Source organism: Bifidobacterium castoris (assembly GCF_003952025.1).
GTDB classification, from domain to species: Bacteria; Actinomycetota; Actinomycetes; order Actinomycetales; family Bifidobacteriaceae; genus Bifidobacterium; species Bifidobacterium castoris.
In genome coordinates, this window is record NZ_QXGI01000007.1 from 18,289 (window position 1) to 31,622 (window position 13,334).

At 67.4% G+C, this 13,334-nt stretch carries 13 protein-coding genes; 2 read left to right on the forward strand and 11 right to left on the reverse strand.

The genetic code is table 11. The annotated features are described in order from the left end of the window. Nucleotides 1-143: 143 nt before the first annotated feature. The 10 genes from D2E22_RS07810 to D2E22_RS10880 all read right to left on the reverse strand — a co-directional run bounded on the left by D2E22_RS07810 (nt 144) and on the right by D2E22_RS10880 (nt 10,234). Nucleotides 144-971: an amino acid ABC transporter ATP-binding protein gene (locus D2E22_RS07810; protein ID WP_126032543.1), complete on the reverse strand. Its 828-nt coding sequence runs from the start codon at nt 969-971 to the stop codon at nt 144-146. A gap of 56 nt (nt 972-1,027) precedes the next feature. Next, nucleotides 1,028-2,014 (reverse strand): amino acid ABC transporter permease, encoded by a 987-nt coding sequence (locus tag D2E22_RS07815; protein ID WP_126032544.1) that lies wholly within the window; start codon nt 2,012-2,014, stop codon nt 1,028-1,030. Between the two features lie 36 nt (nt 2,015-2,050). Then, on the reverse strand, nt 2,051-2,974 hold the full coding sequence (locus D2E22_RS07820) for an ABC transporter substrate-binding protein (RefSeq protein ID WP_126032545.1): 924 nt from the start codon (nt 2,972-2,974) through the stop codon (nt 2,051-2,053). A gap of 278 nt (nt 2,975-3,252) precedes the next feature. Further along, complete coding sequence (locus tag D2E22_RS07825) at nt 3,253-4,191, reverse strand: ABC transporter substrate-binding protein (protein ID WP_241218326.1); 939 nt, start codon at nt 4,189-4,191, stop codon at nt 3,253-3,255. 114 nt (nt 4,192-4,305) lie between these two features. Next, nucleotides 4,306-4,800: an SsrA-binding protein SmpB gene (gene smpB, locus D2E22_RS07830; RefSeq protein WP_126032546.1), complete on the reverse strand. Its 495-nt coding sequence runs from the start codon at nt 4,798-4,800 to the stop codon at nt 4,306-4,308. A 168-nt stretch (nt 4,801-4,968) separates the two neighbouring features. Next, nucleotides 4,969-6,417: a CHAP domain-containing protein gene (locus D2E22_RS07835; RefSeq protein ID WP_126032547.1), complete on the reverse strand. Its 1,449-nt coding sequence runs from the start codon at nt 6,415-6,417 to the stop codon at nt 4,969-4,971. 129 nt (nt 6,418-6,546) lie between these two features. After that, nucleotides 6,547-7,470, reverse strand: a complete 924-nt coding sequence (gene ftsX / locus D2E22_RS07840) for a permease-like cell division protein FtsX (RefSeq protein ID WP_126032548.1) — start codon at nt 7,468-7,470, stop codon at nt 6,547-6,549. Next, nucleotides 7,467-8,726: a cell division ATP-binding protein FtsE gene (ftsE, locus tag D2E22_RS07845; protein ID WP_126032549.1), complete on the reverse strand. Its 1,260-nt coding sequence runs from the start codon at nt 8,724-8,726 to the stop codon at nt 7,467-7,469. Before ftsE ends, ftsX begins: the two co-directional genes overlap by 4 nt. A gap of 61 nt (nt 8,727-8,787) precedes the next feature. Beyond that, entirely contained in the window at nt 8,788-9,918 is a 1,131-nt protein-coding gene (gene prfB / locus D2E22_RS07850) for a peptide chain release factor 2 (protein WP_126032550.1), read from the reverse strand. Nucleotides 9,919-10,099: 181 nt separating this feature from the next. Further along, a complete protein-coding gene (locus D2E22_RS10880) occupies nt 10,100-10,234 on the reverse strand; it encodes a hypothetical protein (RefSeq protein WP_277600017.1) in 135 nt (44 codons plus the stop codon). A gap of 196 nt (nt 10,235-10,430) precedes the next feature. On the opposite strand from D2E22_RS10880, the gene dapD reads away from it, so the two are divergent. Then, entirely contained in the window at nt 10,431-11,420 is a 990-nt protein-coding gene (gene dapD, locus D2E22_RS07855; RefSeq protein ID WP_126032551.1) for a 2,3,4,5-tetrahydropyridine-2,6-dicarboxylate N-succinyltransferase, read from the forward strand. Between the two features lie 109 nt (nt 11,421-11,529). Then, nucleotides 11,530-12,009 (forward strand): 23S rRNA (pseudouridine(1915)-N(3))-methyltransferase RlmH, encoded by a 480-nt coding sequence (gene rlmH / locus D2E22_RS07860; protein ID WP_126032552.1) that lies wholly within the window; start codon nt 11,530-11,532, stop codon nt 12,007-12,009. Nucleotides 12,010-12,025: 16 nt separating this feature from the next. Here rlmH and D2E22_RS07865 read toward each other — a convergent pair whose 3' ends face one another. Beyond that, on the reverse strand, nt 12,026-13,321 hold the full coding sequence (locus tag D2E22_RS07865) for a citrate synthase (RefSeq protein ID WP_126032553.1): 1,296 nt from the start codon (nt 13,319-13,321) through the stop codon (nt 12,026-12,028). Nucleotides 13,322-13,334: the final 13 nt, after the last annotated feature.

Sequence of the window (13,334 nt, forward strand, 5' to 3'; positions counted from 1 at the left end):
AACGGACGCACGCCGCAAATGCATGCGTCCGCAGCGAAAACGCCGCCCCCGTCACAATCCGTCCACATCGGCGTATCGCAACGTCCGGTGCGGGCGCGCGATACGCGGGGCGGCCGCCGCCGAGGGCGACGGCCGCCGGCCGTTCACAGCACGTGCTGCAGGAAGTCCCTGAACCGCGGCTCCTTCGGATCGTCGATGATCCCGGGGCCGCCGGATTCGACGACGACGCCGCCGTCCATGAACACGACCTGGTCGGCGACCTCCTTCGCGAAGCCGATCTCATGGGTGACGACGATCATCGTCATGCCCTCGTCGGCGAGCTGGCGCATGACGCCGAGCACCTCGCCGACGAGCTCCGGGTCGAGCGCCGAGGTCGGCTCGTCGAAGAGCATGATCTCGGGCTTCATCGCGAGAGCGCGCGCGATCGCGACGCGCTGCTGCTGGCCGCCGGACAGCTGCGAGGGATAGTAGTCGAGGCGGTCGCCCAGCCCCACGCGCGTGAGCTCCTTGACGGCGAGTTCGCGCGCCTGCGCCTTCGGCGTCCTCTTGACGTGCACCGGCGCCTCCATGACGTTCTCGAGCGCCGTCATGTGCGGGAAGAGGTTGAACTTCTGGAACACCATGCCGAGCTTGGCGCGCTGGGCGGAGACCTCCTTGTCGTTGAGCGTCTGCAGCGCGCCGTCCGGCAGCCGCTTGTAGCCGATCATCTCGCCGTTGACGTCGATCTGGCCGCCGGTGAGCGTCTCAAGCTGGTTGATCAGGCGCAGGAACGTCGACTTGCCCGACCCCGAGGGGCCGAGGATCACCGTCACCGTGCCGGGCATGACCTTCATGTCGACGCCTTTGAGCACGTGCAGGTCGCCGAAGGCCTTGTGCACCTGCTTGGCCTCGACGGCCGGCTGCCCCGGCCTCTCGGCCTGCCGCTCGGCCGCCGTGTCCTGATTCGCGAGGTCCTTGTTCTCGTCACTCATCTGTCCGTCACATCCTTCCACGTGGACGGCCGCCGATGGCGGCCATGCGTCATGCGCTAGGCGTTGTACCCGAGGAACGCCGCCTCGTTCGTCTTGTCGACGTCGTCCTTCGGCTCTCCTTCGGTCTTGCCCGGCAGCGGCGGCTGCTTGCCCTTCGTGCCGACCGGGCGCGCCTCGAAGCCCTTGCCGAAGTGCTTCTCGAGCATCGACTGGATGACCATGAGGATCGACGTGATGAACAGGTACCAGATGCTCGCCACGAGCAGCAGCGGGATCGGCTTGTAGATGCGGTTCGCGATCGCGTTCGTCGCGTACTGCAGTTCGAGCGTGAACGGGACGGCGAGCACGAGCGACGTCGTCTTGAGCATGCCGATCGTCTCGTTGCCGGTCGGCGGGATGATGATGCGCATCGCCTGCGGCAGGATGACGCGGCGCATGATCATCGAGCGTTTCATGCCGAGCGCCTGCGCGGCCTCGGCCTGCCCCGGGTCGACGGCTTCGAGGCCGGCTCGCACGATCTCGGCGAGGTAGGCGGCCTCGTTGAGTGCCAGGCCTATCCAGGCGGCGTTGAACGCCGTGATGACGGTCTGCGAGTCGACGCTCCAGAACTCGACCGAGGTCAGCGGGATGCCGATCGACAGCTTCGGGATGAGCACGGCGAACAGGCCCCAGAACACGAGCTGCGTGTAGACCGGCGTGCCGCGGAAGAACCAGATGTAGAACCAGCTGACGCCGCGCAGCACCGGGTTGACCGACTTGCGCATGATCGCCAGGACCACGGCGAGGATGATCGCGACGACCATCGAGATCACGGTGAGCAGCAGCGTGTAGCCGACGCCTTCGAGCACGCGTTCGTTGAACAGGTACTTCCAGACGATGTTCCATTCGAAGCGCGGGTTCGTGATGAGGCCCTTGACGAGCATCGCGGCGAGGATCGCCACGATGACCGCGGCCACGATCGAGCCTGTGCGCCTGACCGGCTTCGCTGAGATGCGGTTCGGGATCGGCAGCCCCTCCCCGTCCGGTTCCACATGATGCGGCATGGTCTCTCCTTAGCTGTTGCGTTGCGTCCCCGGGTCTCAGTCGAGGTCGGTCGGGTCGATCTCGGCCTTGTCGATCGCGCCGTTCTCGACGCCCCAGGCCTTGAGGATCTTCATGTAGTCGCCGTCATCCATCAGATGCTGCATGCCGGCCTGCACGGCCTTCGCGAGTTCGGTGTCGCCCTTCTTGATCGCGATGCCCTGCTTGACGACGCCTTCGGCGCTGCCCAGCTCCTCGAGCTGGTCGCCGGTCTGCGAGATCGCGTATCCGGCGACCGGCGAGTCGGCGTAGAACACGTCGGCCTTGCCGGTGACGACGGCGGTCGCCGCGTCGGTCTGCAGCTTGCTCGGCAGCACCTCGACGGCCTTCTTGCCGTCGGCCTTGCACTGCTCCTTGATCTCGTTGGCCTCTTCCTCCTGCGTCGTGCCCACCTGGACGGCGATCTTCATGCCGCACAGATCGTCGGTGTTGACGTTCTCGGGGTTGCCCTTCTTGACGGCCCAGCTCGACCCGGCCTGGTAGTAGCTGACGAAATCGACGGCGTCCATGCGCTCCTGCGTGATCGTCATCGCCGTGATGCCGAGGTCGTACTTGGCGCCCACGGACGGCACGATCGAATCGAAGGTCGACGAGACGATCTCCGTGTCGAGGCCGAAGACGCGTCCGAGCGCCTTCGCGAGGTCGACGTCGTAGCCCTGAGGCGTCTTGCCGTCGTCGGCGAGGAACTCGGCCGGGGCGTAGGACAGCTCCATGCCGACGGTGAGCTTGCCGCTGTCGGCGATCGATTTGGGCACCATCGCCGCAATCGCGTCGTCCTTCTTGACGCTCGCGACATCGAAGGCGCCCTGCTTCGCCGCGTTCGCGTCGCCGGTGTCGTCGCTCGTGCCGCAGGCGGCGGCGCCGAACAGCAGCGCCGCGCCGGCGAGCGCGGCGGCGAACTTCTTCAATCCATGCATCGACATGCTTCTCCACTCCTGCGCGACGGCGCCATCATCATGCCGGCGTCTGCCGTCGACGTTGACGCTTGGGGTCGCACCTTCGAAATACGTCAGCCAGTGTAGTGCATCGTGTGCTACGAAACGGTTAAGCCGTCCGTCGCGCGACGACGCACATCGTACTGAATAAATATGTAGTCGCTCGCATAAACATGCATGACGCGGTTCTGCGCTGTGCGCGAACCACGCCATGCCTCCATGCGCCCCGCGCGCCGTACGGCCCCATGCGGCGCGCGGCGGCCGGCTCACTTCGTGTCTGTCGGGTTGATCTCGGCCTTGTCGATCGCGCCGCCCTGGACGCCCCACTCCTCGAGGATCGCCTCATAGGTGCCGTCGTCCATCAGATGCTGCATCGCCTTGCGCACGGCCTCGGCCATCTGCTTGTCGCCCTTCTTGACGACGATGCCCTGCTTGGTGACGCCGACGTCCTCGCCGAGCGTCTCGAGCTGGCCGTCGGTCTGCGCGATCGCGTAGCCGGAGACCGGCGTGTCCGCGTAGAAAGCGGAGGCCTTGCCCGTCGTCACGTTCGTCGTCACGTCGGTCTGCAGCTTGTTCGTCAGGACCTCGATCTCCTCCTTGCCGTCGGCCTTGCACTGCTCGTTGAGCGCCGCGACCTCCTCTTCCTGCGTCGTGGCCGTCTGCACGGCGATCGTCTGGCCGCACACATCCTTCGGATCGATGCCGTCAGGGTTGCCCTTCTTCGTCACCCAGGTGGATCCCGCCTTGTACATGCTGACGAAGTCGACGGCGCCCATGCGTTCGGGCGTGATCGTGAACGAGGAGATGCCGATGTCGTACTTCGAGCCGACCGCCGGGATGATCAGGTCGAAGCTGGCGACCTTGTCCTCCGCCTCGAGCCCCATGACCTTCGCGAGCGCCTTCGACAGGTCGACGTCGTAGCCGACCGGCGTCCTGCCGTCCTCGGCGAGGAACTCGGCAGGCGCGTAGGAGGTGTCCATGCCGACGGTGAGCCTGCCGTCGCTCTTGACATCGTCCGGCACGAGCGCCGCGATCTCGTCGACGGTCTCGACCTTCGTCACATCGTAGCCCTGCGTCGTCTTGCCCTCGGCGTTCTTCGCGCCGCCGTCCCCGTCGTCGCTCGTGCCGCATGCGCCGGCCGCGAGGCACAGCGACGCGCCGAGCACGAGCGCCGCGAGGTTCCTGAACATGTTCTTCTGCTGCATAGGCATACCCTGTCTTCCCTGCTGTGTGCCGTCCTGGCCCGCGCCCGGATCCGCACACAGCGTACGCCGCCTTGTGCTACGAACGCGTTTCACCCATGCAACATGTGAACGCGTTCAGCCGCGGGCGTGCATGTTGCGGTAGCGCAGCATGCGCTGCGCCTCGCGCTTGTCCTGCTCCTCGCGCAGCGCCTGGCGCTTGTCGTATTCCTTCTTGCCGCGCGCGAGCGCGATCTCGATCTTGGCGCGGCCGTCCTTGTTGAAGTAGATGCTCAGCGGCACGATCGTGTAGCCCTTCGCCTGGATCTGGCGCCCGAGCTTCTCGATCTGCGCGGCGTGCAGCAGCAGCTTGCGCTTGCGCTTGGGCGCGTGGTTGTTCCAGGTGCCGTTGAGGTATTCGGGGATGTTGGCGCCTTCGAGCCAGATCTCCCCGCGCTTGTCGATGCTGATGAAGGCCTCGGCGAGCGACGCCCTCCCCTCGCGCAGCGACTTCACCTCGGTGCCGGTGAGCGCGACGCCCGCCTCGTAGCGGTCCTCGATCTCGTAGTCATGCCGCGCGCGCTTGTTGCGTGCGACGACCAGGTCGCCCTCGACCTTCTTCTGCTTCGCCATGCTCCGTTCCTTTCCTCGTCGTGTCTCGTCGTCCTGTGTCTTGGTCCTGCCGTATTCCCGCCGCCGCATGTGCGCGACCGCGATGCGCCGGCCTTCCACATTAGCGCGGTATGCACGAATCCGCCGCCCGCGCATGGCGGGACGGCGGATTCGGCGCGGGGCCGGCGCTCAGTGCACGTAGCGGAAGCGTCCGGGGTCGGACAACGTGCGGTAGGTGATCGTGTACAGGCCGGCGACGTTCGATTCGGAGATCGTGACCGAGTTCGGGCCGACGCTTTCGACGACGGCGACATGCCCCCACGGCGAGGACGCGCCTTCCTGGCCGGGCAGGAACGACAGCGCGGCGCCGACCTGCGGCACGTTGTCGACGCGCAGGCCGTAGCTCGGCGCGGTCGTCGCCCAGTCGCCGCCGTTGCCGAGATAGGACGGCGTGCCGATGCCCATCTGCTTGCGGCGTTCGTAGGCCCACCATGTGCACTGTCCGGGGGCGTAGGCGTTGCCGTAGTCGCCGTTCGACGTGCCCTGACCGCCGCTCGAGCCGCTCGAGCCGCTCGAGCCGCTCGAACCGCCCGACGGCTGCGTGGGTTGCGTCGGCTGCGTCGGCGTCACCGGCTGGGCCGGCTGCGCCGGCTGGCTCGGTGCGGCGGCGTTCGACCCTCCGGTCGTCGTACCGGTGCTCGTGTTCGCCGGCGGACTCGTTGTGCCCTGCGCCTGCTGCTGGCGCACGCGTTCGGCCTCGGCGGCCTGCTCCGCCTGGTATTTGCGGTTGTTCGCGTCGATCTGCGACTGCAGCATGACCGTTTCTGCCGCCTGCTGCGCCGCGGCCGTGTTCAGCTCGCTCTTGCGGCTTTCGAGGTCGGCGCGGATCTGCTCGCCTTTGACGCGCTGCGCGTCGAGCGAGTCGCGCTTGGCCTGCGCGTCGGCCGCCGCGGACTGCGCGGCCGCCGACTTCTCGTCGGCGTCCGACTTGTATTTCGTGATGCGCGCCTCGATCGCCTTGAGGCGCTCGCCGCGGTTCATCGAGATGCTCAGGCCGTCGGCGGCCTCGGAGGCGGCGTTCGCCTCGTTGCGCGACAGCGCGTCGCGCGACTGCATCTGGCGGATGAACTCCTTCGTGTCGGTCGCGCCGGTCATGACGCTCATGATGTCCGAGGTGTCCGAGCCGTGCATCGACTCGCGGGCGACCTGCGCCACGGCGGCGTGCGCGTCGTCGTAGTCCTCGCCGGTCTTCTTGATCTCGGCTTCGAGGTTCTCCTTGTCCTTCTGCGCGGCCTCGAGGCGCTGCGCGGCGGATTCGGCCTCGGACTTGGCGGACGCGGCGGCGGCGTTCGCTTCCTGGACCTCCTTGGCGGCCGCCGGGATCTGGTTGTTCGTCAGATCGTCGAGTTCGACGATCTTGTTCGCCAGATCGCTGCTGACGCCGTCGAGCTGCTCACGCAGCTCGGCTTCGCGCTGCACGCTCTGCTGATGCGAGTTCTGCGCGTTGACGAGATCGCTGTAGGTGTCCGCATGCGCCTGCGGGACCGGCGCGATCACCGGCGCCGCGAATCCGACCGTGCACAGCGAGGCCGCGAGCAGGGTCGCGATCCAGGGACGGCTTGCAGTTCCTCGAGTCATTGCACACCTTTCGACTTCACTCACGGCACCCAAGCCTAGCATTGCCACCTGAGTGCGCAAAACCACGCGCCGTGCACGGCGCGTGGTTTTGCGCACAGCTTCTTCACATTTCGCGCGCATGACCGCCGCTCAGGCCTTGAGGTAGCGGTTGAGCGCCACCGACGAGGCGATGACGGACAGCAGCACGGCGCCGACGATCAGGACCGGCGAGATCAGCAGCACGGTGCCCTGCGTGACGTACGGGATCCATGTGACCGATTTGGCGAGCCAATCGGTGATGAAGACCTTGACGAGCGCGCTCAGCGCCAGGCAGGACAGCAACGAGCCGAGCAGCGCGGCCACGGCGCCCTCGAGGATGAACGGCAGGCGGATCGTCCAATTCGACGCGCCGACGAAGCGCATGATCTCGGTCTCCTCGCTGCGCGAGGCCGCCGACATGCGGATCGTCGTGCCGGTGAGCATGACGGCGACGACGACCATGACGGCCGCGAGCATCGCCGTCGCCGCCGTCGCGCGGTTGAGCACGGCGAAGACCGGTTCGAAGATCTGCCGCTGGTCGACGACCTCCTCGACGCCGTCACGGCCCGAGAGCACCTCGGAGACGACCTTGTACTTCTCCGGGTTCTTGAGCTTGAGCCATAGCGACCCCTGCATGTCCGCCGCGGTGAGCGTGCGCCCTTGGAACTCGCCGTTGGGGTACTGCTTGAGGAACGAGTCGTTGTAGAAGTCCTCGGGGCTCTCGTAGGTCACCGACGAGACGTCGTCGCCGAGCTCCTGCTGGATGACGTCCTGCAGCGCGTTGATCTGCTGCGCCGTCGCGGCCGTGCCCGCCGCGCAGTTCGGCGACTGGCTCGTGCCGTCCGGGCACAGCCACACGACGACCTCGACCTTGTCGTACCAGTCGCCCTTCGCCTTCGTGATCTGCGCCTGCGTGAGTAGGGACGCGCCGATGAACAGGAACGAGATGAACGTCACGAGCATGACCGACAGCAGCATCGGCACGTTGCGCCGCAGGCTCGTCCACGTCTCGCTGAGGATGAATCGCAATCTCATCGGTTGTCCTCCTGTCCATGCGCGCCGTCATGGCCGCGTCCGAGCCTCGGTTCCTGACGCGGCGGCCGCGGCGGCCGCGGCGGCTGCGGCGGCGCGAGCGGCGGTTGCGGAGGCTGCGCCCCGCCTTCCTCGTCCGTCGCCGTCTCGACCGTCTCGACCGTCTCGGCAGCCCCGTCCGGCCCGGTCGTCTCCGTCGTCTCGCCCGTCTCGTCCGCGGCGGCGGAAGCGTCGTCCGGCTCCTCGCCGTCCTCGCGCTGAGCGAGTTCGTCAAGCGTGAGTCCACCGCCCCAGGTGAGGGTCTCCTCGACCGGCGCGAAGGCCTCGCCGTAGCGGCCGGTCTTGCCTGCGTGCACGCTCTTCGCGAGCCGCGCGATGCCTTCGCTCGACTCGTGCTCGATCGCGTCGCTCACGGCGTCCGCGGCCGCCTCGGCGCGCTCGATGCGCTCCCGGCGGTTCTTCGGCCGCGCGGCGTGCGCGAGGTCGGCGGCCGGCGACGCCACCATCGCCGCATCGCCGCTGATCGCGTCGTGAGCCCGCGCCGCGACCTGCTCGTCCGGGAAATACAGCGCCGAATCATAGACGCCGGCCGCCTGATCGCGCACGATCCTGCCGTTGTGCAGCTCGACGACGCGCTTGCGCATCGAGTTGACGATCTCCTCGTTATGCGTCGCCATGACGATCGTCGTGCCGGTGCGGTTGATCGCGTCGAGCACCTCCATGATGCCCAGCGACGTCGTCGGGTCGAGGTTGCCGGTGGGCTCATCGGCGAGCAGCAGCTGCGGATGGTTGACGTAGGCGCGCGCAATCGTGACGCGCTGCTGCTCGCCGCCGGACAGTTCGAGCGGCTTGTTGCGCTCCTTGCCGGTCAGGCCGACCGTCTTGAGCACCTTCGGCACGAGCGAGCGGATCGCCGATCGCGGCGTGCCGATCACCTCGAGCGCGAAGGCGACGTTCTCCCAGACGGTCTTGTTCGTCAGCAGCTTGTAATCCTGGAAGATCATGCCGACCGAACGACGGTAGTGCGGCACCTGCCGGTTCGGCAGGCGGCGCAGGTCGTAGCCGCCGACGCGGATCTCGCCGTCGGTCGCCTCCTCCTCGTGCAGCAGCAGACGCAGCAGCGAGGTCTTGCCGGAGCCGGAGGCGCCGACGAGGAAGACGAAGTCGCCGCGGTCGATCTGCAGGTTGACGTCCTCGAGCGCGGGACGTGTGGAGTTCGGGTAGATCTTGCTCACATGGTCCATCGAGATCAGCGCCATGTCATCTCCAATCCATCATGCGCACGGCTGCGCGAGACGCGTCGGTCGCCATGCGGCAAGTCTACTCGGCGGCCTGCTCAGCGGCCTCGCGGCGCTGCTCGTGACGCCAGCGGATACCGGCCTGGATGAACTCATCGATGTCGCCGTCGAAGACTGCCTGCGTCTGCGAGGTCTCGTGTCCGGTGCGCAGGTCCTTGACCATCTGGTACGGATGCAGCACGTAGGAACGCATCTGGTCGCCCCAGCTGGCCTTGATGTCGCCGGCGAGCTCCTTCTTCTTCTTGGCTTCCTCTTCATGGCGCAGCACGAGCAGCCTCGACTGCAGCACGGCCATCGCGGCGGCGCGGTTCTGGATCTGCGAGCGTTCGTCCTGCATCGTCACGACGATGCCGGTCGGCAGGTGGGTGATGCGCACGGCGGAGTACGTCGTGTTGACGCCCTGGCCGCCGGGGCCGGAGGCGCAGTAGGTGTCGACGCGGATCTCGCTGTCCGGCACGTCGATGTGGTCGGTCGCCTCGACGAGCGGCACGACCTCGACGGCCGCGAAGCTCGTCTGGCGGCGCCCCTGGTTGTCGAAGGGCGAGATGCGCACGAGGCGGTGCGTGCCGCCCTCGACGGACAGGCGTCCGTAGGCGTAGGGCGCGTCCACCTGGAAGGTCGCCGACTTGATGCCGGCCTCCTCGGCGTAGGACGTGTCCATGACCTTCGCCTTGTAGCCGTTGCGTTCCGCCCAGCGCAGGTACATGCGCAGCAGCATCTGCGCGAAGTCGGCCGCGTCGACGCCGCCCGCGCCGGAGCGGATCGTCACGACGGCGGAGCGCTCGTCGTATTCGCCGTCCATCAGCGTCTGGATCTCCATGTCCTCAAGATCCTTCGCGATCGCGCCGATCTCCGTCTGCGCCTCGGCGAGCGTGTCCGAGTCGTCCTCCTCGCGGCCGAGCTCGACGAGCGTCTCGACGTCGTCGATACGCGTGCGCGCCGACGAGAGACGCTTGATCTGCGACTGCACGGCGGAGAGCTTCGACGTCACCTGCTGCGCATGCTCCGGGTCGTCCCACAGTCCGGGTTCCGCCGCCTCGACCTCGAGCTCCTGCTCCTGCCGCTTGAGGCGGTCGACGTCGAGCGCGAGCGCGATCTCCTCGTATTTCGCGCGTGCGTCGGCGATCGCCTGGGAAAAGTCAAATTCTGCCATGATGCTCCTCAAAAATCGTGTGTTGCGGTGCGCGCGCCGGGACTGCGTCCGGCGGGCGCGCGGCGGGGCTTTCGTTCCCCGCGCCGGTTTCGTTTCATCGAGCCGTCGGGTCCGTCACCACGTCCAACTGGTCGGGACGGTCCCGCATTCCCGGACGTCCATGTCACGGGAACATGGAGGTTCAAAGGCCGGACAGGACCATCGGGACGCACATCCCGACGACGATGGCCGCGATGACGGCGACGGTGAGGACGCGGCGCAGGTCGTGGCCGCCCTCGTCTCGACGTTCCGGTTCATGCTGGTTCTTGGCGCTCACAGAAACCACAGTGTACCGCACACCCAACCCGTGTTCGCGCCGAGCCGCACGGCCGCCGCCGGCAACACGCGCGGATGGCCTCCTCCTCGCCGCGCATCCCCCGTTGTATCGTGGAAACGCGCGGCGCGCGAGGATGCGCCGTGGCAGCGCGGCCGGCGCGACGCCGGCCGGCACCGTCTTCACCGAAGGAGCGCACATGACCGATGAACGCTGGGCATGGGGCTGGGGTCTCGCCAACGTCGACGCCGCCGGCAACACCCTCGACGTCTGGTATCCGAAACTTGAGATGGGCGACGCGAAGCCGTCCGCGCCGACCGGCATGCACGGCTTCGGCGCGCTCGTGCACGAGGGGCCCGACGCGCGCGGCGTGCGCCGCGTGCCGGTGTTCGCCGCCGTGGACGTCGACGCCCCGATTTCCGACGCGGCGGACGCCTACCTGCGCCTGCACCTGCTGAGCATGCGCCTGGCCAAGCCGAACTCGATGAACCTCGACGGCATCTTCGGCGCGCTCAACAACGTCGTGTGGACGAACTACGGCCCCTTCGCCGTCGAGGACTTCGCGCGGCGCCGCCTCGACGTCATGAACGCGAACGCCGGCGCCGCGATGCCGGGCATGCACGCCGACGTCAACGTCCTGGCGATCGACAAGTTCCCGCGCATGCTCGACTACGTCGTGCCGAGCGGCGTGCGCATCGGCGACGGCGACCGCGTGCGCCTCGGCGCCTATCTGAGCGAAGGCACGACGGTCATGCACGCCGGTTTCGTCAACTTCAACGCCGGCACTCTCGGCACCTGCATGATCGAGGGCCGCGTCTCGCAGGGCGTCGTCGTCGGCGACGGCTCCGACGTCGGCGGCGGCGCGTCGATCATGGGCACGCTGTCGGGCGGCGGCAAGCTGCGCAACTCGATCGGCGAGCATTCGCTGCTCGGCGCGAACGCGGGCATCGGCATCTCGCTCGGCGACAACTGCGTCGTCGAGGCGGGCCTGTACGTGACGGCCGGCACGAAAATCGAGGTGTGGGACAAGGAGAAGGCCGCCGCCGGCGTCCCGCTCGACGTCGTCAAGGGCGCCGAGCTGAGTGGCAAGGACAACATCATGTTCATCCGCAACTCGCTGACCGGCGCCGTCCAGGCGCGTGCGCGCAAGGTCGGCATCGCGCTCAACGACGCGTTGCACAAGAACTGACGGAGGACATGCCCCTCCCCGGCCGGGATTGGTTCCGCGAAACGCCGGCCACGCCGGCGCCGCGGAGGGATCGCGGCCGGGGAGGGGCGTTCGCATGCGAAGGGATGCCATGAACATCGACATCATCTGCGTCGGCAAGGTCAAGGAACGCTATCTGCGCGACGCGATCGACGAATACCGCAAACGCCTGTCGCGCTTCGCGAAGGTCGACGTCGTCGAAGTGCCCGACGAGAAGACGCCGGAACACGCCTCCGACACGCTCAACGCGCAGATCAAGGCGAAGGAGGGCGAGCGCATCCTCAGGCATCTGCGCGACAACGCCTTCGTCGTCGCGCTCGCGATCGAGGGCGGCCAGCTGACGAGCGAGCAGCTCGCGGCGAGGATCGCGCAATGGGGGCTGCACGGCGTCAGCCATCTGCAGTTCGTCATCGGCGGTTCGCTCGGTCTCGACCCGCGCGTGCTGGGGCGCGCGGACATGCTGCTGAGCTTCTCGAAGATGACGTTCCCACACCAGCTCATGCGCGTCATCCTGCTCGAGCAGGTCTACCGCGCGTTCAAGATCAACGCGCACGAACCGTACCACAAATGAACGTGCGGGGCGCGGCTCAGCCGCGTTCGTCCATCGGCACGTAGTCACGCAGCACCTCGCCGGTGTAGACCTGGCGCGGCCGGCCGATCTTCGTCATCGGGTCGGCGATCATCTCGCGGTACTGGGCGATCCATCCGGGGATGCGCCCCAGCGCGAACAGCGGTGTGAACATCGACGGGCCGAAGCCGATCGCGCGGTAGATCAGTCCGGTGTAGAAGTCGACGTTCGGATAGAGGTGGCGTGAGACGAAGTAGTCGTCGGTGAGCGCGATCTCCTCGAGTCGGAGCGCCACGTCGAAGAGCTCCTCGTCGCCCGGCATCAGCTTGAGCGTCGCCGTCTGCTCCATGATCCGCTCCAGATAGTGCTTTGCGATCGCCGCGCGCGGGTCATAGGACTTGTAGACGCGGTGCCCCAGCCCCGAGATGCGCTCGCCGTTGCTCTTGGCACGGTCGACGAATTCGCGCACGCCTATGCCCGAGTCGCGGATCGCCATCAGCTGGCGCAGCACCGCCTCGTTCGCTCCGCCGTGCAACGGGCCGGACAGCGCGTTGATGCCGGCCGCCACGGCGGAGTACAGGTTCGCATGCGCCGACCCGGCGATGCGCACGACCGACGTCGAGCAGTTCTGCTCATGGTCGGCGTGGATGATGAGCAGGCGGCCGAGGGCGTGCACGTAGAGCGGGTCGGATTCGAACTGCTCGTACGGCACGGCGAAGCACATGCGGATGAAGTCGTCGACGTAGCCGCGCGCGTAGTCCGGGTAGAGCATCGGCTCGTCGCGCCGGCGGCGCAGGATGTAGCTGACGATCGTGCGCGCCTTCGCCATGATGATCGTCGCCGCAGCGTCGAGCTGATCGGAATCGTTGATGTCGGTCGTCTCCGGGTTGAAGGCGGCGAGCGCGTTGATGGCGGACGCAAGGACGCTCATCGGCTGCGCCTCGCGCGGGAACGAGCCCATGAAGGTGCGGAAGTCCTCGCCGACCATCGTGTGGTGGTTGATGTCGTCGACGAAGCGCTCGTACTGCGCGCGGGTCGGCAGCTCACCGTGGCGCAGCAGCCACGAGACCTCGAGGAAGTCGGAGCGCTCGCACAGCTGCTCGATCGGGTATCCGCGGTAGCGCAGGATCGAATGCTCGCCGTCGATGTAGGTGATCTTCGACTCGCATTGCGCGGTCGTCAGGAATCCGGGATCGAGCGAAACCCATTTGTCGTTGCGCAGCGAGGACATGACGATGCCGTCGGGTCCCGCGCTCGCCTTCACGACCGGCAATTCGAACTGGTTGGACTCCACATGCAACTGCGCTACGCCCATGCCGCCTCCTGTG

Excerpts from the sequence above, each read along its gene's own strand:
- D2E22_RS07810 (WP_126032543.1), bottom strand. The coding sequence starts at position 971 with ATGAGTGACGAGAACAAGGACCTCGCGAATCAGGACACGGCGGCCGAG.
- D2E22_RS07815 (WP_126032544.1), bottom strand. The coding sequence starts at position 2,014 with ATGCCGCATCATGTGGAACCGGACGGGGAGGGGCTGCCGATCCCGAAC.
- D2E22_RS07820 (WP_126032545.1), bottom strand. The coding sequence starts at position 2,974 with ATGTCGATGCATGGATTGAAGAAGTTCGCCGCCGCGCTCGCCGGCGCG.
- D2E22_RS07825 (WP_241218326.1), bottom strand. The coding sequence starts at position 4,191 with ATGCAGCAGAAGAACATGTTCAGGAACCTCGCGGCGCTCGTGCTCGGC.
- smpB (WP_126032546.1), bottom strand. The coding sequence starts at position 4,800 with ATGGCGAAGCAGAAGAAGGTCGAGGGCGACCTGGTCGTCGCACGCAAC.
- D2E22_RS07835 (WP_126032547.1), bottom strand. The coding sequence starts at position 6,417 with ATGACTCGAGGAACTGCAAGCCGTCCCTGGATCGCGACCCTGCTCGCG.
- ftsX (WP_126032548.1), bottom strand. The coding sequence starts at position 7,470 with ATGAGATTGCGATTCATCCTCAGCGAGACGTGGACGAGCCTGCGGCGC.
- ftsE (WP_126032549.1), bottom strand. The coding sequence starts at position 8,726 with ATGGCGCTGATCTCGATGGACCATGTGAGCAAGATCTACCCGAACTCC.
- prfB (WP_126032550.1), bottom strand. The coding sequence starts at position 9,918 with ATGGCAGAATTTGACTTTTCCCAGGCGATCGCCGACGCACGCGCGAAA.
- dapD (WP_126032551.1), top strand. The coding sequence starts at position 10,431 with ATGACCGATGAACGCTGGGCATGGGGCTGGGGTCTCGCCAACGTCGAC.
- rlmH (WP_126032552.1), top strand. The coding sequence starts at position 11,530 with ATGAACATCGACATCATCTGCGTCGGCAAGGTCAAGGAACGCTATCTG.
- D2E22_RS07865 (WP_126032553.1), bottom strand. The coding sequence starts at position 13,321 with ATGGGCGTAGCGCAGTTGCATGTGGAGTCCAACCAGTTCGAATTGCCG.